The organism is Vibrio sp. B1ASS3, from assembly GCF_905175355.1.
Taxonomy (GTDB): Bacteria; Pseudomonadota; Gammaproteobacteria; order Enterobacterales; family Vibrionaceae; genus Vibrio; species Vibrio owensii.
On the sequence record NZ_HG992742.1, the window covers coordinates 1,923,159 to 1,948,350 of the forward strand.

At 44.7% G+C, this 25,192-nt stretch carries 13 protein-coding genes; 6 read left to right on the top strand and 7 right to left on the bottom strand.

The window, feature by feature from the left end; genetic code table 11:
• The first annotated feature begins 97 nt into the window (after window positions 1-97).
• The 3 genes from KJB05_RS09030 (at window position 98) to KJB05_RS09040 (ending at window position 4,081) form a co-directional block, all read left to right on the top strand.
• Window positions 98-580 carry a GNAT family N-acetyltransferase gene (locus tag KJB05_RS09030; protein WP_208445504.1) on the top strand — a complete coding sequence of 161 codons (483 nt, stop codon included), beginning with the start codon at window positions 98-100 and terminating at the stop codon, window positions 578-580.
• Between the two features lie 200 nt (window positions 581-780).
• Complete coding sequence (locus tag KJB05_RS09035; RefSeq protein ID WP_208445505.1) at window positions 781-2,334, top strand: trypsin-like serine protease; 1,554 nt, start codon at window positions 781-783, stop codon at window positions 2,332-2,334.
• 307 nt (window positions 2,335-2,641) lie between these two features.
• Complete coding sequence (locus tag KJB05_RS09040; RefSeq protein ID WP_208445506.1) at window positions 2,642-4,081, top strand: bifunctional NUDIX hydrolase/phosphatase PAP2 family protein; 1,440 nt, start codon at window positions 2,642-2,644, stop codon at window positions 4,079-4,081.
• 46 nt (window positions 4,082-4,127) lie between these two features.
• On the opposite strand, the gene KJB05_RS09045 is transcribed toward KJB05_RS09040, so the two are convergent.
• Complete coding sequence (locus KJB05_RS09045) at window positions 4,128-5,465, bottom strand: IS4 family transposase (RefSeq protein ID WP_213053112.1); 1,338 nt, start codon at window positions 5,463-5,465, stop codon at window positions 4,128-4,130.
• A 131-nt stretch (window positions 5,466-5,596) separates the two neighbouring features.
• Window positions 5,597-6,406 carry a Cof-type HAD-IIB family hydrolase gene (locus KJB05_RS09050; RefSeq protein ID WP_009704409.1) on the bottom strand — a complete coding sequence of 270 codons (810 nt, stop codon included), beginning with the start codon at window positions 6,404-6,406 and terminating at the stop codon, window positions 5,597-5,599.
• Between the two features lie 165 nt (window positions 6,407-6,571).
• Here KJB05_RS09050 and queE point away from each other — a divergent pair, with 165 nt between their 5' ends.
• Both queE and queC read left to right on the top strand, forming a co-directional pair.
• The gene (queE, locus tag KJB05_RS09055; protein WP_038894142.1) at window positions 6,572-7,222 is read left to right on the top strand and encodes a 7-carboxy-7-deazaguanine synthase QueE; all 651 of its coding nucleotides are present in this window, start codon (window positions 6,572-6,574) and stop codon (window positions 7,220-7,222) included.
• Window positions 7,223-7,236: 14 nt separating this feature from the next.
• Window positions 7,237-7,935, top strand: a complete 699-nt coding sequence (queC, locus tag KJB05_RS09060; protein WP_208446468.1) for a 7-cyano-7-deazaguanine synthase QueC — start codon at window positions 7,237-7,239, stop codon at window positions 7,933-7,935.
• On the opposite strand, the gene KJB05_RS09065 is transcribed toward queC, so the two are convergent.
• The 5 genes from KJB05_RS09065 to KJB05_RS09085 all read right to left on the bottom strand — a co-directional run bounded on the left by KJB05_RS09065 (window position 7,892) and on the right by KJB05_RS09085 (window position 13,742).
• On the bottom strand, window positions 7,892-9,859 hold the full coding sequence (locus KJB05_RS09065) for a GGDEF domain-containing protein (RefSeq protein ID WP_208446467.1): 1,968 nt from the start codon (window positions 9,857-9,859) through the stop codon (window positions 7,892-7,894). The two genes, queC and KJB05_RS09065, sit on opposite strands and share 44 nt — an antisense overlap.
• 191 nt (window positions 9,860-10,050) lie before the next feature.
• On the bottom strand, window positions 10,051-10,404 hold the full coding sequence (locus KJB05_RS09070) for a DUF2750 domain-containing protein (RefSeq protein ID WP_208446466.1): 354 nt from the start codon (window positions 10,402-10,404) through the stop codon (window positions 10,051-10,053).
• Window positions 10,405-10,499: 95 nt separating this feature from the next.
• Window positions 10,500-11,693, bottom strand: coding sequence for an ISL3 family transposase (locus KJB05_RS09075; protein WP_213053084.1), 1,194 nt, complete (start codon window positions 11,691-11,693; stop codon window positions 10,500-10,502).
• A 120-nt stretch (window positions 11,694-11,813) separates the two neighbouring features.
• Entirely contained in the window at window positions 11,814-12,428 is a 615-nt protein-coding gene (locus KJB05_RS09080; protein WP_208446274.1) for an OmpA family protein, read from the bottom strand.
• Window positions 12,429-12,431: 3 nt separating this feature from the next.
• The gene (locus tag KJB05_RS09085; protein ID WP_208446275.1) at window positions 12,432-13,742 is read right to left on the bottom strand and encodes a TolC family outer membrane protein; all 1,311 of its coding nucleotides are present in this window, start codon (window positions 13,740-13,742) and stop codon (window positions 12,432-12,434) included.
• A 402-nt stretch (window positions 13,743-14,144) separates the two neighbouring features.
• Here KJB05_RS09085 and KJB05_RS09090 point away from each other — a divergent pair, with 402 nt between their 5' ends.
• Window positions 14,145-25,184, top strand: coding sequence for a tandem-95 repeat protein (locus tag KJB05_RS09090; protein ID WP_208446276.1), 11,040 nt, complete (start codon window positions 14,145-14,147; stop codon window positions 25,182-25,184).
• Window positions 25,185-25,192: the final 8 nt, after the last annotated feature.

Below are 25,192 nucleotides of genomic sequence, written 5' to 3' on the forward strand. Positions count from 1 at the left end.
CTCTTGCTTTGTCGGCAAGAGGCTTTTGCATTCCTACTTGCCTAAATGCATGTTTAAACACACACTATATGAATTCCTGTTATTGGCTTCTTTTCCTATGTCTACTTTTGTAATCAAACCAGCGCTTTTTGACGATCTTGAACAACTTAATGATTTGATGTTCGAGCTACATGATGAGCACCATATCCAATCCCCAGAGCTGTTTAAAACCGCAGAAGAAATCGAACAAGAAAAGAGCATTGCTCGTTATCTCGATAATCCTGAATGTTTGGTGTATGTCGCTAGAATAGAGGATGAGATCATCGGCTTTGTATCAGGGCATTTCTGCGAGCTTATTTCTACGGTTAGTAAACCTGTGATGATGGGGAGCGTTGATGAGCTCTACGTCTTACCCGAGTATCGCAAGCAAGGTACCGCGAAGGCTTTGATTGAAAAGATAGAGGCGACATTCGTCGATTACGGAGTGAAACAGATGTTTGTTGAGGTTTGGGACTTTAACCAGACAGCGATTTCTCTCTACGAGAACCAAGGTTTTGGACATCATATTCATTGGCTAAGAAAGTCGTTATCTGAACGTTAATTAATGCGTAGCTAAGACGGTAACTTAGTGACTTATGTAATCTGACGATGCAAAAGTTGAGTCTACTAGTCAGTATTTGCTATTAGTTTCGTCGCAATGTGCGGCGACTCATTCTCATCCAAATTGGTGATGTTGTTTTTGTTTGCTTGTTTTGTAAGTGGCACATGAATAGTGCCTCATAAAACAAGAGGAAAATAACATTGAATCTATCAAAAACCTTACTTGCAACGGCGTTATTGCCAATGTTGGCAAGTGCAGATCAAGTCACGCAAACACAAAACAATGAAATTCAGCCGGATATCGTGGGTGGTATCACGGCAAACCCCAATGACTGGAAATTTTATACGCAGATAGTCAGCCGCAATGGTAATCGTTCTTTTTGCGGGGCGAGTTATATTGGGGATGGTTTCGCACTTACTGCTGCCCACTGTGTTGACGGTGACACACCAAATCAAATAGCGGTAAAAATTGGTGGTGTGATTTATAACGGCACTGATGGCGTGCGTTCCAACGTCAGCCAGATCTATATTCATCCTTCTTACAATGCTTCTACGCTTTCTAACGACATCGCATTGCTTAAGCTCACTTCAATTCCTTCTGGTGTTGCGAAAGTGGATATAGCCGCAGGCAGTGTCTCACAATATGCAGGCGTCGGTGATTGGTTAACCGTCGCTGGCCTAGGCCGAACTTCGGAGGGGGGGAGTTCACCAACCGCGCTGCAAGAAGTGGGTGTTCCTCTGGTCTCTGATGCGACTTGTCGACAAGCTGGCGGTAATTACACCACAGTTGGCTCCGTATCATTCTGTGCGGGTGTTCCGCAAGGTGGCATTGATTCTTGTCAGGGAGACAGTGGCGGTCCCATCGTTGTTAAGAACAACGGTCTCGTCACTCAGCTAGGTATCGTCAGTTGGGGTATAGGCTGTGCCCGACCGGGTAAGTACGGCGTGTATAGCGACATTGCGGCGTTACGCAGTTTTGTTGATGGCGTAGTAGGTACGACAACGCCTCCGACAGATAATGTTTCTGTTGGCTACACGGCAAATCAGAATTTGAGTTCTTTTAAAGTGGGCGAGCTGAAGCAACACAGTTTCAGTATTCAAAATATCGGTAATGTGGCGTTTACTGTAGAAAATGTGGGACTGCAAAGTTCTGGAGTCACGAAATCTGCGATGATCACCAGAGACCAATGTGCACAATCGACACTCAATGCAGGCGACTCGTGTCGTGTCGATGTGGAGTTTGGCGCTTCTCAAGCAGGTGAGGCGAGTGTCGCTTTGGCTTTTGGTATCGATAAAACCAGTACTACATACCAAGCAGTGGCTACAGCTTCCGCCACTAGTACAACGACACCGCCATCAGGTAGTTGTGACAATGAATGGAAAGCGAATAGTGTATACAACACGGGTGAAACCGTTACTTGGGCTGGTCAATTATGGCAAGCGCAATGGTGGACTCAAGGCGATAACCCATCCGATTCGGGGCCTTGGGGAGTATGGCAGTCAATAGGCAGCTCAGATTGTTCTGGGACTAATCCTCCTGTAGAGCCACCAACAGAGCCTACACCACCAACGCCGCCATCTTCAGGTGATGCTTACCAAGCGGGTACGAATTACTCTGCAGGGGACGTGGTGACGAATAATGGTGCAAGTTACCAATGTAAGCCTTGGCCAAACAGTTTGTGGTGTGGCTCAACTCCAAGTGCATATGAGCCGGGTGTGGGCTCAGCTTGGACAGATGCATGGTTAAAGCTGTAAAAGCATAAGTGAACCATAAAGAGAGTTTATTTGTTGTCGACAATAAGCTCTCTTTCTTGTTTCAATTCTGAGAAGGCGTAAAATCCACGTAAATTCCTCTGACGTTAACTTAATATAACTGGCAAAATCGCAGCCAATATTTCGAGTTATGTCTGATTTTTGTCAGAACTATTTTGAAGAGTGTCGCAAAGCGTTTTTTGACATGTGTGCTAAATGTACAACTGGTTACTTAATTTATGTCGAAAAATATTGGTAATCCTGCCATCATAGCTGAGTGATTCTTCTTTTTTGTTAAAGGTCGTATTTTGTGCTGAGACAGCTGTTTTTTCTCATCCTGTATTCCATTTCTTTGTTTGTATCTCCTACATCTGCCGCGAATCCTCTTCCTGAAGACGTAAAAGGGGCGCTTTGTATTGTCCGCGCAGATGACAAACTGGTTTTAATCCATGAAATATTAACCAATAAGATCTCTCTTCCTGGTGGCACTGTTATTGAAGGTGAGTCACCAAAACTCGCGGCTCAACGAGAAACTTGGGAAGAAACTGGCTTAGTTGTCACTGTCGGCGAGGAGCTAGGTAGAACGGATACAGCTGTATTCTATGATTGTGTCTCTGATTCAGAAGTGATTGCGTTTTCGATGACCAACACGTTAGATGGGAACGAGCTTCCAATTTGGTTTGCGCCGCATTATGGCGTAGAAGTCGCCTCTGCAATGATTGCAAACCCGAGCAACATGTCTGCTTCTCTTTATCGTTATCCTTCGCAGTGGAAAGAGGTGGCTGAATTTTATTCGCGAGCAACAGATCAATCAGTCGTCTATGTTGATCAGTTGATAGACTCCGCACCGGGTTTTCGTCAACTTGAGCTTTCTTGGATGGTTGATCTACAAAGCTGGATCGCGTCATTTTCGTCAGCAAGCCGTGAAACAACCTGTGAAGTTGCGAAATTGGTAACGAGCATCAGCAACCCGACGTTCCTGCTGTTCTTGTTCCCGTTTGTCATGATGAAGTTTGATAGCCGTTTCGTTTACCGTCTATTTTTCTCAATCACTGCGACTTCTCTGATGGTATTGGTTGCGCAGCAGGGGTTCTCGCTACCAAGGCCGCACGTTTATATGCCGATCACAGAGTTAACGCATAGCTTTGGCTTTAGTTTCCCAAGCTTGCCGATCGCGATTTGGTTCTGTGTGATGACCTTCTTATTCCAAAGAACGAAGAGTTTTGGATTAAATCGAGTCACTTTGTTGACGGGCTTGGTCACTTTAACTGTAATGTTCTGCAAGTTCTTCTTGGGGACTGTGTTTATTCTGGATATGTCTGTTGGTGCGTTGCTGGGCGTTCTAGTGGCATGGCATGTTTTACGTTTGGAAGATAATCCAGAAATAGACGTCGATAGACTGCTCACCTCGAAAGGGGTTTGGTTCACCATGACAGCCATTACGGCGGTGATCTCTGTTATCTGGCCATTGCCTGTGTTCACCAGTTGGTTAGCGATTTTAATTACAGCGTCTGCACTGGTTATGACATTTAAAGAGTCGGATATTCGATTTGAGCGCCAGCAGATGTTGTTCGTTATTTTGGCCTTGTTGTTGGTTGATCAACTTTACCTCTACTTGGGAACAACGGTTTCGTTCAGTGGGTTCTGGTCTCTGGTCTTTAATACGTTCCATTATCCGTTGCTAATGCTGACTTTTATTACGTTAGCTAGAAAACTGACGTGTGGAAAGCGTGCGAAACAGAGCGCTTAGCTAGAAAATGGATAACAAAAAGCCTCGTTCAAATGCGCAATGTAGTTCACTTAAGCGGAGCTGCTTTGCGATTAACTGGGTAGCGAGTCTTTGACATTTTTACCGCCCTAGGCCGATTAGGCTTAGGGCGTTTGTCTATAAAGAGGATGGATAAATCTCCCCTGAGACTCTTTAAACGCTTAGGTGTATTGCCTGGCGATATCGCTTTACTCATCACCTTCAGTTGGCTCGCTATAAACTGACAAGCATATTTAAAGCTAATTTCATTCGGCATTCTTCCATGCTCAACCGCGGCCTGACTCGCTTCACGTCTTACTAAGTTATAACCAAGCAACAGCCCCCAGAGTTCTTGATAAACAAGGTCTACTGTTTTGCTGCGTAATACTAAGGTATTGTGTTGCATTGAGCTTTTGATATCACGATAACCCAATTCGATTTCCCAACGCTCGTGGTAGAGTTTGGCTACTGCCTTCGCGTCGTAGTTTGTTCTAGGAAGGGAGGTAAAAACGGTTTTCTGCTTACCTTGTACTTCGTAGGTCACCGCTCTGACTTGCCATTTCTCAGGTAAGCTAGGGTTCTTTTTGCGAGCTTGCGGAGAGACTTTCATTTCTATGAGCATGTCATTACTTTCTTCTTCATCTAGAAGTGTGTATTTCAGCCCCTTCCTTGCTGGTATCAACCAATGCCTATTGATACCGCTATTTTGAAGAGAGAGAAGTAAGTCTGCACCGTAAAACCCTTTATCCAGTAACGTCACAGAGTTATCTGGCAAGGAGTCGATGAAGGGCATAGCAAGCGGGATTTCACCACGCCGATAGGGGCTTATAGCGGCGTCAACGATGACATGAGAGCGGACATTCATGATAGTCACAACTCTTAGCACTGGATGCGGTGTCTGTCTGTTGCTGGAGGTATTACCCGAGCCAAAGTGCTCTCTAAGTTCGGGGGTATCTGCGGTTCGAAAAAGAGCACCGTCTACAGCAAAAACTTGTAATCCTTGCCACGTATCATCACGGTATCGTTCAAGACCCCACGTCCGCCCACATTGTTTAAACAACCACTCTGGTGCAGCTCTACCTAAACGTTGTCTTGCCTGAGTTAAAGCACTTTTTGCTAATAACTCTTCATCAGCTAAGCCATCCGCACAGACATTCATTCTTCGTGCAACTTCGGCAATAGGTTCATTACGAAAGAAGGCCATGCCGACAATTAACCACAAGACCATGTCACTTGGTAATCGACGTCGGCGAATAGTCGCTTTATCAGAAAGATTGGCCGCCTTAACAATCCATTCATCTGGAATATGTTCAGAGAAAGTAGTGAGTTGAGCTACATCAACAGGATTTTCTTCGAGGAAATCGGCAAAACAGTTTTGGATAGACATAAAAAATCGGAAGCCTAGAAACAAGCTTCCGATTATCTCTCAGCAGAAGGATCGGTCAACCGATCCTTATCTGATCTACATTGCGCTCAAATGCGAGGCTTTTTTACATCAATTCAGTTCGATTCAGAGGATTACGCGTTAAGCACAAATTTCTCGATCGATTTTGCTACACCGTGCTCGTCGTTGCTTACCGTGATGTAGTCTGCGATTTGCTTGGTTTCTTCCATTGCGTTCGCCATTGCGATACCAAGACCTGCGTATTCAAGCATGTGGTGGTCGTTCTCGGCATCGCCCATACAAATCACTTCTTCAGCTTTGATGCCTAAGTATTCTGCGATGGCTGAAACACCGACGCCTTTGTTGCTTGATGGATTCAAAAATTCCAAGAAGAAAGGCGCACTTTGCACAACGGTAAACTCTTGTTTTAGCTCTGCTGGTAGTGCTGAGATAACTTCAGTTAGTTTGCTTGGCTCTGCAACCATCATTGCTTTAATGATCGCGTGATCATCTTCTAGCGCATCAAAGTTCATCTCAGTGACTTCTACGCCATTGATTTTTGCTTCGATGTCGGTGTAAGGGTTGTTTTCTTCTGTGATCAGACCATGCTCTTGGCTGAATGCGTGAACATAAGCGCCAAGCTCGCGTGCTTTGCGTGCAATTTTCTTCGCAGCTTTGCCATCAATGATCTGCTGGTGGATGATTTCATTGGTGCCAATGTTTTTCACCATAGAACCGTTGTAGTACAAAACAAAGTCTTTGTCAGAGTTGATGTTTAACTCGTCTAGCTTGTCTTGCATTCCCTCAAGAGGGCGGCCAGAAGCAAGGACAACGGTAACACCCGCTTCGCGTGCTTTTGCAATGGCTTGCTTGTTCTCTTCAGAAATTACTTTATCGCTGTTTAGCAACGTGCCGTCCATGTCTAGGGCGATCAGCTTGTACATCTTTACTTACCTTAAAAAATGGGGAACCTGCGTATGAAACTACAAAACGACCTATTTTAACAATTTATTTTTGGTTTAAATTGACCTGAGTGCGCCTCTCCATTAAGGTCTTCGCCTCGAAGTATAATGAGTTGAGTGAGTTCTACGTTGTATAAGCTAAATGAGATGTTTGAAACCATCCAAGGGGAAGGGGTTTTCACTGGTGTGCCAGCGGTTTTTGTGCGTTTGCAAGTATGTCCGGTTGGATGTTCTTGGTGCGATACGAAACAGACTTGGTACGCAGAAGAGGAAGACCAGCGCCAGATCGGTGATATCTTGGTGAAAACAGAAGATTCTCCAACGTGGTGTTTCGCATCGGCAGAAGACATCGTAGCTGAATACAAAAAGCAGGGCTTCAATGCGAAGCATATTGTGATCACTGGTGGCGAACCATGTATTTATGATTTACGAGCGTTGACGGCTGCATTTGAAGAAATGGGTTGCCAATGCCAAATCGAAACCAGTGGTACTTCAGAGGTGGTAACTTCAGAAAGCACATGGGTGACAGTGTCACCTAAGGTTGCAATGAAAGGGAAGCTACCAGTCCTCAAAAGTGCATTAGAACGCGCAAATGAGATCAAACATCCGGTGGGCACCCAAAAAGACATCGATCAGCTTGATGCATTGTTGGCCTCTGCAGAAATCGCTGAGAAGACAGTAATCGCACTTCAGCCTATCAGTCAGAAGCCTCGCGCTACACAACTGTGTATTGATACCTGTGTTGCTCGCAACTGGCGTTTGTCGGTTCAAACTCATAAATACCTAAGTATTGCTTAAGCTCGGAGAGAAAGATGAAAAAAGCAGTCGTTGTTTTCAGTGGTGGACAGGACTCTACAACATGTCTGGTTCAAGCATTAAAAGAGTTTGACGAAGTACATGCCATCACATTCGATTACGGTCAGCGTCATAAGCTGGAGATTGAAGTGGCAGAGAAAGTTGCAAAAGATCTTGGCGTAGCTGCACACAAAGTGATGGATGTTGGTTTACTGAATGAACTGGCCATTAGTTCTCTGACGCGTGACGACATTCCAGTTTCTCATGAACTTCAAGAAAACGGTTTGCCGAACTCTTTCGTTCCTGGTCGCAATATTTTGTTCCTAACGCTTGCTGGCATCTACGCTTACCAAATTGGCGCAGAAACGGTAATTACTGGTGTTTGTGAAACAGACTTTAGTGGCTATCCAGATTGTCGTGATGATTTTGTGAAAGCGATGAACAGTGTCTTGGTTAAGGGTATGGATCGTCAGTTTGAAATCAAAACTCCGCTAATGTGGTTGAACAAAGCAGAAACCTGGGCACTGGCTGATCAATATGATGCGTTGCAACTAGTTCGTGAAAACACGCTAACGTGTTACAACGGCATCATCGGTGATGGTTGTGGTGATTGCCCGTCTTGCGACCTGCGCAAAGCGGGCTTAGATGACTATCTGAACAACAAAGATGCCGTTATGCAGTCGTTGATTCAAAAGCAGAAGACGGAAGGTCAATAGGCTCGTTATACGCATCAATCACGGCATTATGTCTGTTCTTTTTAGATTGATACAAAGCTTGGTCTAGTATCGAATACAACTCATCGAAGTTACTGAGTGGCTTAGACGTTGAGAGGTAGGCCAAGCTTGCTGTCACATTGAGAGTCTCGTCGTTAGTGCTCTTAATTTGTTTTTCAGAGATAGTTTTGTGTAGGCTCTGGATACGAAATGGCACATCAATCTCATCCACGTTCTTCAACAACAAGATAAACTCTTCACCTCCCAAGCGACCAAGGTATTCGCCTTTATTCAATTTAACTTGAATCTCTTTACACACATGCTTTAACACCAAGTCGCCAGTTGGGTGTCCGTGCTTGTCATTGAGCAGTTTAAAGTTGTCTAAGTCGATCAGGGCTAATACATAGCGCATGTCTTCTGGAGCGCTGACTGTCTGATTTCTTATTTTTTCTATGATTGTGCTTCGGTTTAACGAACCAGTAAGCCTATCTAAGCGTGATTTGATCTTGGTATTGCGTAATACGAACAGCACGACTAGTAAAAAAGTAAGCAAACAGAAAATCACAAAGTTATAAGCTCGTTGCTGTTCACCTAACTTCTCAAGCTCTAAGAGCTTAAGGTTTCGCTCATTGTCTATTTTGACGAGTTGAAGTTCATATTCGTACTCGCTTTTTGTTAGATCCAACGCCTCAATTGCTTTTACGTTGTTGGCATCTCGGCTAGCAAGTTCGAGCTTTGCGTATTTTTGATAGTGTGAGAGGGCGTTAGAAAAATCATTCTGCTTTTGATAAATCTGCGACAACAACAGCTGAGCTTTGGCTTGTAGTGCTGATGTGGAATTTTTATTGGCGAGTTCTAACGCTGCTTGCGCGTGTTCCAAAGCCTCACGCAGAGAATCATGCTTCAAATAAGCAAAGCCCGCGGTAAGATGGCTTTCAGTTTGCAAACGCTTATTTTCGTATTGCTTACCTAATGCAAGCGCACTTTTAATGTAAGGTACTGCACTTTTTAAATCGCCAGAATCAACATAAGCGGAACCAAGTCCAAGATAAGTTAACCCTTGACCGTAGGGATAGTTAAGATCCTCAAGAAGCGTCAATGCGTTCTTGTAGTGACTGACTGCTTTTTCATAATCCATAGATTTGCTATACATCGCCGCCAAGCTATGCTCGACCTGTGCGACTTCTAGCGGTGTTGATTCAAGTTGGCGTGCCAACAAGGCCTGTATTAAGTACTGTTCGGATTGCTCGAACTGACCTAACTCGCTCAGTAAGTTACCAACGTCATTGTAGACGCCAGTTGGGTCACTCTGAGTCGGCATTTGAGTCAGCAATCGACGGTACAAATTCAGTGCAATTTCATACTCGCCGCGAAAGTCAAAGTTGTTCGCGATTACACGTAAAGCAAGATCCGAAGGGATATTTTGTTGATGATCGCCCGATAAATGATTGTTTAATGATGAACAAAAGAAGCTTGCTTTGTGGTACTGGCCCTGTTGATTCAACGTGTAACAAAGCTGATAGTTCATTAATGCTTTAGTTTCTTCATCACTTCGCTGTTTTGCACTTTGTAGTAAGGAAGTAAAAACGTTTACCGATGTATCGTAGTTGCCATTTTTTCGTTCTGTCAGTGCAAGAATGTATTTGGACTCAAGCTTGGCAAAGCGGTTTTCTAATATTTGACTGCTTCCATAATACGGTTGATCAATGTTAGACATGTATTCGTAAATCAAGCCACTAACGTACAACTTTTCGCTATTAGAATCAGCGCTATGATACCGATCTTGTAGCATGCTGAGCGCAGACTTAGCGTTTGTTTTCATCGTAGCTTGATAGACAGCATGCCATTGGGTGATATTTTGAGTGTCACTTGCGCTTGCCTGACCGCCGATTAGGAGTGACGCAAGCAAAGAAAGCAGGGTACGCATAGTGATGTAACCTTATGTTATTTTTATATTGTTTGCTCAGAATGATATACCAATTAGGTACAGTTCATTGTGACAAAAGCCGAAGGGTATAGATAATAGAATGAAGAAAATTATGCGCTCGGTCGAGCTTTACATCGAAAAGGTAAGTAACAATAAAGCAGACCCCAGCACGATGCTGAGGTCTTTAGGAATTAGCCTACGTACAGTTTAGCTAGATCTTGAGGTTCAACCTCTTTACCTTCTAGCTGAGCGTTCCAGTTTGTACCAACAAGCACGCCGTCTTCTGCAAGAGTTAGAAGCCAATCTTCAACAAAGATATCTAGAGGGATTTCTAGTACTTCGAAATCTGCCCATTCTTCAACGTTGTGTGTTTGTGCATCTTCCTTAGTAGACCAGAAAGGCATAACCTCGCTGTTTTCGAATTCAGTTGATTCACAAGATAGCCAACCTTCTTCATTGCGTAGACCCCAAACCAACTGGTTTTCTTTGGTTTCAGCAACGAAAAGGTCAAGGTTTACTTGGATATCTGATGTAAGTTTGCTCATTTCAAAACTCTCATTGTTATGACGCGAGTAGATTACCACTAAAGTGCCGATTCCTAAAGCATAATACGGTTTAGCAAGGTTGAAAAAGAAAAGGTTCATCGCGGCTTTCCGGGGAAAGCCGCTTTTATCTTTAAGAAGAAGTAATCAGTATCTCGATAGCCATATCCCATCCGCTTAATTAACTTTATCTTGTTATTTATCCCTTCAAGCGTACAGGTATTCAGCGGGTAGCTTGCTGAAGCAGTGATCCCATGAAGGTATGGACGGAGCTTTCGAGCGAACTCTTTGAGCGGCTTAATTCCACTCTCATTCACTTGTCCCAACCATACCTGCCACAGGTTTTTAGCCTGAAGTTCAGAGCCGCAACGCCATAGCTCTTTTAATTGCGCACCCAGTAAGTAGGTTGTCATCAAGTCCTGATTCATATTCAATATTTCTGTGAGGTAGCTTTCCTGTTGTGTATTTAAATTATCCTTATTTTTCAATAATACCCAGCGCGAACGCTTGACCCATTGCCTTGCTTTTTTATCCTGTTTTAGCTTATTGGCTTGGTCGACTCTGACTCTATCCATCACTTCACGACCGAACTTAGCAACAACGTGGAACAAGTCATAAACGACACGGGCATTTGGGCAATGCTCTTGGACTTCAAGGTCAAAAGCCGTATTCATATCCATTGCTACTGCTTCGATATTTTTTCCGTGCTCGCCTAATTGTTCAAAGAACGGTCGAATATCCTTGCGGCTACGACCTAGCCCTATCCAGATAACCTGATGACTTTTCGCATCTGCAATGACCGTCGCATAGCGGTGTCCTTTAAAAATGGCGAACTCGTCCATGACGAGTTGCCTTAATTCACCCCATTCAACTTGCGGTACTACTTGTTGAAGCCGACGCTTATCTATCTCTTTGATTGTGTGCCAATGAACGCCTGTCACTTGGGCTATATGCTTAATAGGTAGCAGAGGTAACAACTGTTCTATATAGCTTCGTAGGCGGTTAGTGATACGAGCATAAGGCTCTAACCAAGATAGTTGTTCTGTTTTAATGCCGCAGTGGCTGCACTTGATGCGTCGGGTTTGAACGGACAGTTCAACGGGAGCTCCTAGCAGTGTGGCTTCCTTCACGTTACGCCACTGATACTCATGTATGGCTTGAGCTTTAAGCCCGCACGGACACCTAGCGATAGAGTTAGGTTTGAGAGTGAGCTTTATTAATGATGGCGTCTGATGAGACTTTACTATATGAAAGCCTTCCCAGAATGAAGATAGGAAAGTATGATTCGACATGAAAACGGTAGTTTGTGTAGGTTTTGTTTGGCGATAAAACTCTATCACTTACTACCGTTTTTGTTTTCAGTTCCCGCTTATCCGCGATGAACCAAAGAAAAGGAGCCGAAGCTCCTTAAATTAACTTTTTGGAAGTGTGGTGAAAATGGTCCATTCTTTCTTGATTTCACCCTTGTAACCAATGACTGAAGCAGTCACTCGACGGTTAAGAGCGTGGCTCACTTCATCGGTACCTTGTTGAGCTAGGTGCGTATCACCAAATCCAACAATTCGAACTCTATCTGAATCGATACCATACCCAAGCAGTGCCGTACGAACGTTGTTCGCTCGACGTTTTGACAAGTCTAAATTGTGTTGTGAACCACCGACTTTGCTAGCGTAACCTTGCAACTCAATGGATGTATTAGGGTACTCTTTTAAGAATTCTGATAATTCACGAATTTGGCGACGGAACACCGAGTTAATTTCATCAGAGTCATTTGCAAATAGTACTCTTACTTGCATTTTTTCAGACGATTTTACGTACTCACCACAACCGTCGTTGTCGATCTCTGAAGTCGCGGGCGTTCCAGGACACAGATCTCGCGCATTAATTACGCCATCATTATCATCGTCCAGAAGGTCTGCAATTTGCTCGGCGTTAGGCGTTTCTACATACTCGTATTCATCCTCAGCTACTGCAAAATGGGTAGTGAGCAATACACCTAGCGCTAAAAGAATTGTTGTTGCTCTCATGGTCTAGTACTCCACCTTCTGATTCCACTCGACCGGAACGTCAACACGGAGTGCGTTGAGTAACTGACCTGTCGCGTTCATTACACGGTACTTCGCGTATTGCTCAGCGTATTTCGCATCTAAATAATCTTTACGAGCTTCAAACAATTCGTTTTCAGTGTTCAATAAGTCGAGTAGGGTACGTTTACCAATTCGATACTGTTTCTCATAAGCGATAACGGTTTGAGAGGCTGAATCAACGTGATCAGATAAGAACTGTTTTTGCTGCTGTGTGAGATCTAAAGCACTCCAAGAGAGTCTTAATCCTTCTTCTACGTTTCGGTACGCTCTCTCGCGCAGATCTTTCGCTTTGTTTAACTGGTACGCAAAGCTCTCTGCGTTGGCTACATCACTACCACCATTGAAAAGGTTGTAACGCATACGTAGCATCGCAGTGGTTTCGTCACCACGCCCCTCAATACCACCTGCATCATCTCGCCAGGTTTGCGCAGCTTCAACAGATAGCGTGGGGTAGTAAGTCCCTTTCGACTGTTTATACTGGAACTTCGCTGAATCGACATCTGCCATTGAAATCTGAATTACCGGATGGGCTTGAAATGCCAAGTCGACCGCATCATCTATCGTGTAAGGGATGAAGTTTTGATCTGCACGAGGAAATATTAGCCCTTGAGGTGATTGACCAACAATTCGAGTAAACATGGTATGGCTGTCGAATAAGTTGTTTTGTGCAGCGGCTAGATTTCCATGAGCTTTGGCTAGACGTGCTTCTACTTGTGTTAAATCAGCCGTTGAGCCGATACCAGAATCAACTCGCTTTTTGATATCTTGATAGATTTTCTTATGCACTTTCAGGTTGTTTTCTGAAAGCGTTAAGATTTCGTATGCTTTTACAGCGTCTAGATATACTTTTGATACTTCAAGTGCGGTGTCTTGCGCATCTGCAAGTAATTGAAATCGAACAGACTCAGCATCTGCTGCGGTTCTGTCTATGTCATTGAGTGTAGCTGAGCCATCCCAAATCAACTGAGTGAGTGTGACGGTCGCTTCTTTTCTAGTCAGATCTGTAGACTCTCTTCCGGATTCTGCAGGGTCGATACCTTCATATCCAATTCCTGCATCAAGATCTACCGAAGGGAGGTAAGCGCCGCTCGAGGCTTCATTCACGTACTGCTTACTTACGAATTCATTAAACGCGCTTTTTATATCGGGGTTCGTTTTAAGTGCATTTTCGACTGCTTGCTCTAGCGTTTGCCCTATTGCAGGGCTAGTCGCGAGCACACCTAAGCAAAAGGCGTTGGCACGAGTCCACTTCACTGTGATTCTCCTAATTAAGTAATTTTAGAGGCGAGAAATTGTTCTTATAAATTAATATGCCTCCATTGGCGTCAATAATTTAACGCACAAAGCTATTAACAATCAACTATGTAACTAGTTGCTATACTTGTTGGTGTGTAACTGAGTGTTTCCTATTGGTATGGCGTTCTCATTATAGTTTGAACTAATATCATGTTTTTTATTGCTTAATTGGTATAGGTGCCCATATGTTCGTGATTTTTGTCACTTTGAGCCGCTATATACATTTGTATAAGTAATATGTGACTTATAAGTTGTAATTTAGTGTTAATGCACTGTTATTGCGATATATATTCGGGCAATATATAGCAAATAAGTATCATTGGTCAAAATATTGACAGTGTTTAAAGGTCAGGGGTTTATATGGATCGTACATCCTTAGTTTCACTTGGTGGTCAGATCGTAGTAATAGGTTTGGATGGGCAATTAAAGACGTTAGCTCAAAACGAACAACCATTACCGGGTGAGCTTGTTGTTACTAGAACTGCAGCCGAACCAGAAAAGCTTCAAGTTCAAGTCTCAAGAGAAGAAGGGTTGCAAGACGTCACAGACGATGTCGCTCAAATTATTGACGCACTTCAAAACGGGCAAGATCCAACGTTGCTCAATGAAGAATTCGCACCAGCAGCAGGCGAGAGTAATGGTTCCAGTTTGCAGGCTAGCGGCACTGTAGAGCGCACGGCAGCAGAATTGCTAGCCGACACTGTGTTTGAAACAACGGGGTTAGCTGCGCTTGGTTTCTCCGAGACTCAAAGCCTATCTCTTACAGAGCTGTATTTAAGCCTTTCCAACCCCTCTCAAGCTGTCACGCCAATTGCTCCAGTTGCTGAAGATGACAACATTCAAACAGACGAAGACGTTTCGATTACCATTGATGTACTAGTTAATGACGATGATGAAGATAGCGACTCTCTTACGATCGACTCAGCTACAGTGCCTGAAGAGCAGGGAAGTGTTGTAATCGTTGATGGTGAGTTAGTTTTTACACCGGCTGAAGATTTCAACGGCGAAGCAACCATCACTTATGTTGTTACCGATGGTGAGCTAACAGATGAAGCAACGGTTTCGGTTACTGTTAATCCTGTAAATGATGCACCAGTAGCAAATGATGACAGTACTGCGACGGATGAAGATACGCCTGTTACCATTGATGTACTTCTAAATGACACCGATGTTGACGGTGACACACTTACCATCGTGAACGCGTCTGTTCCCGCAGAGCAAGGTACGGTTGAAATCGTAGACGGTAAGCTTGTATTTACTCCAGCAGAACACTTCAACGGTGAAGCAACCATTAGCTACACGGTTTCTGATGGCACATTAGAGGATGAAGCGGAAGTTTCGGTAACCGTAAATCCGGTAAACGACGCCCCAATTGCGAGTGATGACAGCACTACGACGGACGAAGATACGCCTGTTACCATTGATGTACTTCTAAATGACACTGATGTTGACGGTGACACACTTACCATCGTGAACGCGTCTGTTCCCGCAGAGCAAGGTACGGTTGAAATCGTAGACGGTAAGCTTGTATTTACTCCAGCAGAAAACTTCAATGGCGAAGCAACCATTAGTTACACAGTTTCTGATGGTACATTAGAAGATGAAGCGGAAGTCTCGGTAACAGTTAATCCACTTAATGATGCTCCAACAACCGAAAATGTTATCCCGCCCCAAGTTCTACAAGAAGACTTTGCTGAATACACCATTAACTTGAATGAGGCATTTGGCGATGTAGACGACGCAGATAGCGAATTGACGTTTGCCGTTTCTGGTAACTGCAATATCCAAGTATCGATTGTCGATGGTATCGCAACGATCACACCAACCGCAGACTGGAATGGCTCAGAAGAGTTAACGTTTACCGCGACAGATCCTGATGGTGAAAGCGTTAGCCAGACTGTTGATTTCACGGTTAACGCCGTTGCCGATATTGTCGCTGATAGTGCAGATATCGTTGAAGATACGCCAACAATTTTGGATGTGTTAGACAACGATAGTTTCGGAGGACAATCACCAGTTGTATCGGTAGAGGCGGGCAATAGCCCTGAAAACGGTAGTGTAGTTGTTAACAACGACGGCACGATCACCTACACACCAAACCAAGATTATAACGGTGCTGACAAGTTCACTTACACGGTAACCTCTGGCGGTGTCACTGAGACTACGACGGTTACGCTAAACGTTACACCAGTTAACGACAAGCCACTTAACGAAGACTTTGACCATAGCGCTGACGAACTTATAACTAACGTAATTTTTGATACTGATGATAAGCCTTTGGACCAAGGCTCAGAAAGCGATCATATTTCTGACGTTGAGGATGACTTAAATGGTGATGATCTTCAGATCCAAATAACAGAGCTACCTACATTTGGCACTTTGTATTTCAAAGATGAAAATGGCGATCTTCAAGAAATCACACCGGCTGATGGCTCGTTGTACAGCAAAGACAGCATCTACTACGAAGCGGATAATGTTGGATTCTTGCTTGGTATTAAAGACAGACCTAGTTCTCCAAATGGAGAAGAGTCAACGACGGATTTCTACAACTGGGGTTTAAGTGCAGACGGTGGTGAGTCACACAGTCGAACCGAATATCTAGTAAATGGAGCGTCTATTGATATCTCCTCTGATAGTGGCGTGCTAGCTCAATACAACCGAGAAGTCTCACATATTGGTCATGGTATTGCTGATAACGATGGCCAAGGCATTCAGCGCGGCGAAACCATCAGCATTGATTTGTCTGAGAACCCTGTTGGCAGCGTGAATCTTGGCCTGGATGGTCTAGGAGGCTTGTTTGAGCACGGCGACAACAATGCTGCTCTTATCACGGTTACATACCTTGATGCTAACGGCACAGAGCAAACTCAAGTTATTGAGTTCTTGAAGCCAGAAGGCAACAACATGCTATTCCAGGAGACCAGTATTGGCTTCGGTAAGGATTACCCTCTACCTGAAGGGGCGGTAATTACTCAATTAGACTTCTCGACCAAAACATCTGGGAATTGGGAGTTGCGTTATGTAGAGGGCTTCCCACCTGAAGATAGCTTTGACTACGTTGTAGTTGATTCTGGTAACGCTGAAAGTGACCCTGCAACGGTTACTATTGCTAATCAGGTTCTAGACGGCAACGTGTCGGAAAACGGTCCGGATCTATCTTTAACAGGGAACATTGTTACAGAAGGAGAAGACGTTACGTTTTCTGTAGTACTGGATGAGGCGACAGAAACGGCGGTTAAGTATCCAATAACAACATTGGCTCCAGGCTCATCGGCAGATGACTCGGACGTCAACCTGCCTAATGCAACCTACACAAATGGTGTTGTTTTTGCCGGGGGCTACCTGATTGTTCCTGCCGGTGTTAGTAGCTTCGAAATCATTGTGCCGACGATTGATGACTCAAAAACTGAAAACCTTGAGAGCATCGTTGTCGAAGTCGGGAATGCGAGTGGTATTGGTTATATCCAAGATGATCAAATAAACAATGTAGACGAAGACGCAACCGCAGCGCTGACGGTGAGTGCAGGAGCCGATGTCACCGAAGGTGATGATAGTTACCTTGAATATACGATCAGCCTAAGTGAGCCTGTGAGTGAAGATGTCGTACTTAACCTCTCGACTGGTGGTACGGCAACTTCTGATGTTGACTACGATGCCACATACCTTGTTGCTGATGGCAATGGTGGTTACCGTGAAATTACGGCTGATGAATTGAAGATCGTCGTAGGAGAAACGGAGCTCAAAGTTTACCTTCAAGTAAAAGACGATGCGGTGACTGAGAGCGCTGAAAGTGTTGAACTGACCGCATCGACGACCAGCGGTAAAGTCAACGGCACTAAGACTGACAGTGCGACAGCGAACATCCTTGATGACCAAGCGAATGGTGTTGACGAAGACGCAACCGCAGCGCTGACCGTCAGTACTGGAGGCGATGTCACCGAAGGTGATGATAGTTACCTTGAGTACACGATCAGCCTCAGTGAACCAGTCAGTGAAGATGTTGCGCTCAACCTATCAACGGGTGGCACTGCGACTTCTGATGTTGACTACGACGCCACATACCTTGTTGCTGATGGCAATGGTAGCTACCGTGAAATCACGGCCGATGAATTGAAGATCGCGGCTGGTGAAACTGAGCTCAAAGTTTACCTTCAGGTGAAAGATGATGCGGTGACTGAAAACTCTGAAAGCGTTGAGCTCATTGCATCGACGACCAGCGGTAAAGTCACCGGTACCAAGTCTGACAGTGCGACAGCGAACATCCTTGATGACCAAGCGAATAGTGTTGACGAAGACGCAACCGCAGAGCTGACCGTGAGTGCGGGCGGCGATGTCACCGAAGGTGATGACAGTTACCTTGAGTACACGATCAGCCTCAGTGAGCCAGTGAGTGAAGATGTCGTACTGAACCTATCAACGGGTGGCACTGCGACTTCTGACGTAGACTACGATGCCACGTACCTTGTTGCTGATGGCAATGGGGGCTACCGTGAAATCACGGCTGGTGAATTGAAGATTGCCGCAGGAGAAACTGAGCTCAAAGTTTACCTTCAAGTAAAAGACGATGCGGTGACTGAGAGCGCTGAAAGTGTTGAATTGACGGCATCGACGAGCAGCGGCAAAGTTACTGGCACCAAGACTGACAGCGCGACAGCGAACATCCTTGATGACCAAGCGAATGGTGTTGACGAAGACGCAACTGCAGCACTGACTGTCAGTGCGGCCGGCGATGTCATTGAAGGTGATGACCGTTACCTTGAGTACACGATCAGCCTCAGTGAGCCAGTGAGTGAAGATGTCGTACTTAACCTATCCACGGGTGGCACCGCGACTTCTGATGTTGACTACGATGCCACGTACCTTGTTGCTGATGGTAATGGTGGCTACCGTGAAATCACGGCTGATGAATTGAAGATCGCCGCAGGAGAAACGGAGCTCAAAGTCTACCTTAAAGTGAAAGACGATGCTGTCACTGAGAGTGCTGAAAGTGTTGAACTGACGGCATTGACGACCAGCGGCAAAGTTACTGGCACCAAGACTGACAGTGCGACAGCGAACATCCTTGATGACCAAGCAAACGGTGTCGACAAAGACGCAACCGCAGAGCTGACCGTGAGTGCGGGAGGCGATGTCATTGAAGGTGATGACCGTTACCTTGAGTACACGATCAGCCTCAGTGAACCAGTCAGTGAAGATGTCGTACTGAACCTATCGACTGATGGTACCGCGACTTCTGATGTTGACTACGATGCCACGTACCTTGTTGCTGATGGTAATGGTGGTTACCGTGAAATCACGGCTGATGAATTGAAGATTGCCGCAGGAGAAACGGAGCTCAAAGTTTACCTTCAAGTAAAAGACGATGCGGTGACTGAGAGCGCTGAAAGTGTTGAACTGACGGCATCGACGAGCAGCGGCAAAGTTACTGGCACCAAGACTGACAGCGCGACAGCGAACATCCTTGATGACCAAGAGAATGGTGTTGACGAAGACGCAACTGCAGAGCTGACCGTGAGTACGGGCGGCGATGTCACCGAAGGTGATGATAGTTACCTTGAGTACACGATCAGCCTCAGTGAACCAGTCAGTGAAGATGTTGCGCTCAACCTATCAACGGGTGGCACTGCGACTTCTGATGTTGACTACGACGCCACATACCTTGTTGCTGATGGCAATGGTGGCTACCGTGAAATCACGGCCGATGAATTGAAGATCGCGGCTGGTGAAACTGAGCTCAAAGTCTACCTTCAAGTGAAGGACGATAGCCTCATAGAAGATAAGGAGTCCGTTACGCTTAATGTTGAAACAGCCTCGGCATTGATTACTGGTGACCGTACAGATAGCGCGACAGCTCATATTCATGATGAAGACAACCCTCCTAAATCTGAGGATTTCACTGTCGAAGTGTCGAGTGGAAATCGCACTCAGGTTATCTTTGATCACGAAAGTGAAGGGAAAGACCATATCTCTGACGAAGAAGATGACGCAGCAAATGAGCAACTCCACGTTGTGATCACTGAGCTACCTGAGCATGGGACGCTTTTCCACAATGGCGTTGAGATTAAAGAAGCCGATCTTTATCAAGGTGAAGGCGATACGACATACACCAAGTTTGACCCTGATCTCATTGAATATCAGCCAGATAGTTATTCAGAAGGCTTCTCACTTGGCATTAATAGTAATGCCGATACTCAACCTTTAGGTCAACCGGATAGCGGCTCGAGTACCTCTGACTTTTATAACTGGGGAGAAAAGGTAAACGCGAATACGCGCGAGCTTAAGTTGGAAGGTGGTGACATTGTCACTATTCGCAGTGAAGGCGGAAAACTTACTCAATACAGTGGTGATGAGATCGCAAATCATGTCGGTTATGGTCTTGGTGTGGGTGGCAAGCAGGGTGTCAACGAAGGCGAAAAGCTCATTATTGAATTTGATAGCCGACCTGCAGACAGCGTAACTCTTGGCCTCGATGGTTTGGGTGGTTACTTTGAAAAAGAATTAGGTAATGCCAATGAGTCGAGTGTCGTTATCACCGTGAACTACGAAGGTGGTAGCAAAACATTTGAATTCCAAAAAGAATCTTCGGGCAATAGTGACCTGTTCCATTCATTAACGATTCCATCTGAAGGGTTTGACCTTCCTGAAAATGTAGAAATCACCAGTATAGAATTGACCACAGAAGGTAAGGGAAACTGGGAGCTTCGCTCAGTTGAAACGAGCTTGAGTGATAGCTTTGATTATCGAGCGCTAGACAGCGATGGCAACTTTAGTGATGTCTCGACTGTTACGTTTGAAGAGACAAACCAAGCTCCAGACGCACAAAACGATCCAGTAGGCTTTGAGGTTAAGCTAGGTTCATTCAATGAAGGCTCATGGACGTCTCAAGGTGCAGCTATCAGTGCAAATTATGCCGGTGAATCGAGGCTTGTTACTGAGGACGGAGATAAGCGTGGTGTGGCTGGTCATGAAAATGGTGGTGAAGAGGCTCAGCTACAGTTTAATCGTGAAACGGGTAAGTCTGAGCAGTTCGTTATTGATCTCGATAAACCAGCGACTGAGTTCAGCTTTACGGTTTCAAATTTATACAAAGATGAAGGTGATCAAGCCGGAAACCATGAGCAAGGTAAGTGGGTGGCTTACCTTAATGGCGTCGCCGTTGCGAGCGATACCTTTGTGGCAAACGATGGAAACCACAAGGGAGAGTACTCGGTTGACCTAACTAAAGATGGGAAACCTATTGCTTTTGATAAAATTGTCTTTGAAGCAACTGATTTTGTTGATGTTCCTGCAAAGGGCAACGACTCATCAGACTACTTTGTTACTGGATTCCAAGCTTCTAGTGAAGGGGCATATGCGGTCAACCAGGGTGGTGTGCTTGAAATTCCAGTGTCAGAACTTCTTGCCAACGACTCGGATTTAGATGGTGATAGCATCCGTATTACCTATGTATACGGCGAGTCACAAGGCGAAGCGTACATTAAAGAAGGCGTTGTTTACTTTGATTTAGATGACGACTTTGTCGGACAGACCGATTTTCAATACCAGATAACTGATGACAAAGGTGGTTTTGATACCGCATCAGTGAGCGTTATTGTTAATCCAGAGCCAGTAAAAGTGGTGCTTGAAAGCATTGATTTGTTATCGAACCAAGTTGTTGAAGGTGACAAATTAGCATTTAAAGCCAGCCTAGATTCAGGTGCTCTTGAAGAGACGCGCCTAGATATTGAGTTTGGACAGCTAGGTGATGACGCCAGTGAAAATGATGTCAATCTTACTGATGTCGTGTTCACCAACGGTGTTAAGTATGACAAAGATGCAGGTGAACTCATTATTCCAGTTGGCGTGAAAGACTTTACAGTGCTTATTCCAACTGTTGTTGATGGCGTACACGAACTTGATGAAGGCTACAGTATAAAAGTCGGTGATGTATCGAGCAGTGGCACTATTGTCAATGCTGAGGCTTTGAACCTGAGTGTCACTAGTTTAGGCGACGTTGCTGAAGGTTCTAAAGCAGTATTTTCAGTTGCTCTAACCAACCCATCGAGTGAGGATATCAATATCTCGCTAAACCTAGCACTTGATGGTTCTGAAAACTCAGCAGAAGTTGAAGATTTTAAAGCCCTTTCTGAATTGTTTACTGCGTATTATCTAGATCCACAACCAACTGGTGATGATCTGCGAGTTGAAGTTCCCGTAACTATTGATTCGATGACAGGTAAACCTATCGTTGAAATACCAGCAGGCGCATCGGAAATTTTCATTGAAGTGGCGACGCAAGATGACGTGGTGTTTGAAGGTAGTGAAGACTTCACATTAGTCGTAACCGATGAAAGTGGCTATGTAGCGAATAATTTTGATTCTGCTCACTCGAGCATTGTCGATGATGGAACCGATCCTGATATTGATGGCCCTCAAACTGGTAACGACGATCGTCCAATTGTCGAGAGTATTTCTAGCTTTGACGTCGAAGAGGGAGCCGTAGGGCAATTCATCGTCGAGCTATCCAATACAAGTGAATCAGAAACTACAGTGGCAATGTCTCTTAATGACGATTCAGCAAAAGGTGGTGAAGACTTTAATGTCTCAAGTGTCACCGTCGTATTTGGTAGTGGCGATGATAAACAAGTTGATACTGTCGAAGTCATTGATGGCAAATTTGTTGTTACAGTGCCAGAGGGTTTGGGTTCTTTTGCAGTTGAAGTAGCAACAATACAAGACGAGCATTCTGACAACTTAGAGCAATTTAGTTTATCTGGAAAAACCTCTTACCAAGAACAAGCTGAGTCAGGGATTGCAACAATCCTAGATAATGAGGCGCCGCTTGTTGACTTAAATGGTGCCCAGAGTGGTGTTGGTTACAGTTCAAGTTACGTAGAAGGTGACGAAGCTCGACTTGCAACTATTGATGCTGATGTTTTTGACGACAAAGACACCATTCGAACAATGACAATCACTCTGACTAACCCAAAAGAAGGTGATGACCTTACTTGGGACGAAAACAGTGTGTTTACAGTAAATAAAGCGATGATTGACGGAGAGGTCGTTCTGCAAATCACGCATCCTTCGGGAGATGTTTCTGCAGCTGAGTTTGAATCATTCTTGCAATCGACTCGTTTTATTAACACTAGCGATACCCCTGACGAAGAAGAGCGTGTTATTGAAGTGCTTGTTTCAGATGGTATTAACATTTCTGCACCGGCGATAGTTTCAGTTGCAGTCACGCAAGAAGAAGAGCTTTCGCTACAAAACGTTGTAGGCCTTGAAGATAAGTTTATTGATCTTGGTATTGTCATTAATGATGCTGAAACCTCAGTTACAACTGTAGAGTTAAGTGGTATTCCGCAAGGTTCTACTATAGAAATTGATGGACAAGCATCCGTGGTTAATAGTGCTGATGCAATCGTCGTTAGCATTGACGACATTAGCTCCGTGAAAGTCAAAGCTCCGGAGCATAGTGACGTTAACTTTGATATTTCAGTTGTTGCGAAAGACGACAGCAATAATATCGTAGAGACGGGCAGCATAAGCGTTGACGTTCATCCCGATGCGGATAAGCCGATACTAAACATTGGCGGTTTTGCACAAGTAGCGGCGATTGACTTTGAAGATGTCACCATTAAGTCAGGCTCATGGGATAGCGATATTGAGATCAATAAAGTAGAGGGTGCTGGCACAGTTGGCCAATGGTTTACTTCAAACCCTGGTCAACATGTTGAAGTTGGAACCGAAGGTACATACCTGCCAGGTAATTCAACAAACCAAGTAATGGAAATTGAAGGCGAGGTGGGAGACAAGATTCTATACACCGATATGGACCTTGTTGCCGGACGTTTTTACAACTTTGAATTTGATATTGCGACCAGAACGAATAAGGCACATACGTCTGATATGTCGGTGACTCTAATTAAGTTGGATGATCAGGGTAATCCGATTGATGGTAGTGAAGTAGAGCTCTATGACTTCGACCCGACGACTCATGGTTGGTATCAAGGTGAATCGATCACGCTCCCAGTCGAGGAGTCAGGTAAGTATCGCTTATTGTTTGAAGCCGATGAAGCCGACTCGACAGGCGCCATCATGGATAATATCAAGTTCACGGCAGTAGATAACTTGGGGTACGAAGACTCGTTCATTAAGCTCAGTGAAATAGACGCATCACTTCAAGATAGTTTGGACCAATCCGAAAGTTTGAAAGTCGAGTTAACAGGGATTCCCGTCGGCTCAGTACTTAAAGACGGTGAAGGTGACAGTGCAAATATCTATGTTGTTACACAAGAGAACAAAGACAATCGCATAGACGTTACGGGATGGGATTTGTCTAACCTACAAGTCAAAGCGCAAGATGCTGGGGTGTTTGCCATTACTGTTATTGCGACTTCAACTGAGCGTGATACCAACAAAGATGATGAACATGGCGATCATAGTGATGTTGGCGGCAGTTTAACGGCTGAGACCACCGCTAGTATTAATGTCGAAGTTATCGATAAGCTTGATTTTGTTGCTGGCGACGACATGATTGATTCCGTTGCTTACCGCGCAGGGCATGGCGACGTTAACTGGCAGCAGAGCGCGGCGTATTCCAACGCCGGTAGGCCCGAGCAAAATGGGTTGTATGACTACGATCCAGATACTGGTATTAGTATTGATGTAGGGAATGGTAACGATAAAGTCTTCTTAGGTGATGGCGATGACACCATTTACTTGGGCGAAAGCCATGTTCAAGAGCAAGATGGTGACATTCCAGAAAATGAGTTTGCATCAGTCTTAGATGATTTTGCTAACACAGCTCTTAATAACCTTACCTATACTGCTAACGATCAAGATCAGGCATTGAAGGCTGAGATACAAAGCAAACCTGGTTTGGATATAGGTCATGGTGGCGCCGGAGATGATGTTATCTTTGGTGAAGAAGGTTCTGACATAGTGTTCGGAGGAACAGGGCATGATATCTTAGATGGCGGAGAAGGCTCCGATGCTGTGCGAGGTGGGTCTGGTAATGACGTACTTATTGGAGGCTCGGGTGATGATATTCTAATCGGTGATGATGGCGAGGATATCTTCAAATTCATCGATGATGGCTCAGGCATTCGTGATGGCGAAGTAGATACGATCAAGGACTTCACGAAAGGTGAAGATAAGATCGATATCTCTGATTTACTTCATACTGACGACTCAGACTCGATTGATAGTTTGCTTGCAAATAACGAGATTGGTCTTGAAGCAGATGGTGATAACTTGATTCTGACCATATCTGAATCTGATGGCTCAGCCAGCCAAAAAGTGGTGATTGAGGGGGGCTCTAGCCAATACAGTGAATTCTTAAGTGATGGTTCTTTATCATCGGCAGATGGTAGCGCCATTCTTAACGATCTACTGAAAATCAACAACGATATGAGTTAGTCGATTTA

Excerpts from the sequence above, each read along its gene's own strand:
- KJB05_RS09030 (WP_208445504.1), top strand. The coding sequence starts at position 98 with ATGTCTACTTTTGTAATCAAACCAGCGCTTTTTGACGATCTTGAACAA.
- KJB05_RS09045 (WP_213053112.1), bottom strand. The coding sequence starts at position 5,465 with ATGTCTATCCAAAACTGTTTTGCCGATTTCCTCGAAGAAAATCCTGTT.
- KJB05_RS09050 (WP_009704409.1), bottom strand. The coding sequence starts at position 6,406 with ATGTACAAGCTGATCGCCCTAGACATGGACGGCACGTTGCTAAACAGC.
- queE (WP_038894142.1), top strand. The coding sequence starts at position 6,572 with ATGTTTGAAACCATCCAAGGGGAAGGGGTTTTCACTGGTGTGCCAGCG.
- queC (WP_208446468.1), top strand. The coding sequence starts at position 7,237 with ATGAAAAAAGCAGTCGTTGTTTTCAGTGGTGGACAGGACTCTACAACA.
- KJB05_RS09065 (WP_208446467.1), bottom strand. The coding sequence starts at position 9,859 with ATGCGTACCCTGCTTTCTTTGCTTGCGTCACTCCTAATCGGCGGTCAG.
- KJB05_RS09070 (WP_208446466.1), bottom strand. The coding sequence starts at position 10,404 with ATGAGCAAACTTACATCAGATATCCAAGTAAACCTTGACCTTTTCGTT.
- KJB05_RS09075 (WP_213053084.1), bottom strand. The coding sequence starts at position 11,693 with ATGTCGAATCATACTTTCCTATCTTCATTCTGGGAAGGCTTTCATATA.
- KJB05_RS09080 (WP_208446274.1), bottom strand. The coding sequence starts at position 12,428 with ATGAGAGCAACAACAATTCTTTTAGCGCTAGGTGTATTGCTCACTACC.
- KJB05_RS09090 (WP_208446276.1), top strand. The coding sequence starts at position 14,145 with ATGGATCGTACATCCTTAGTTTCACTTGGTGGTCAGATCGTAGTAATA.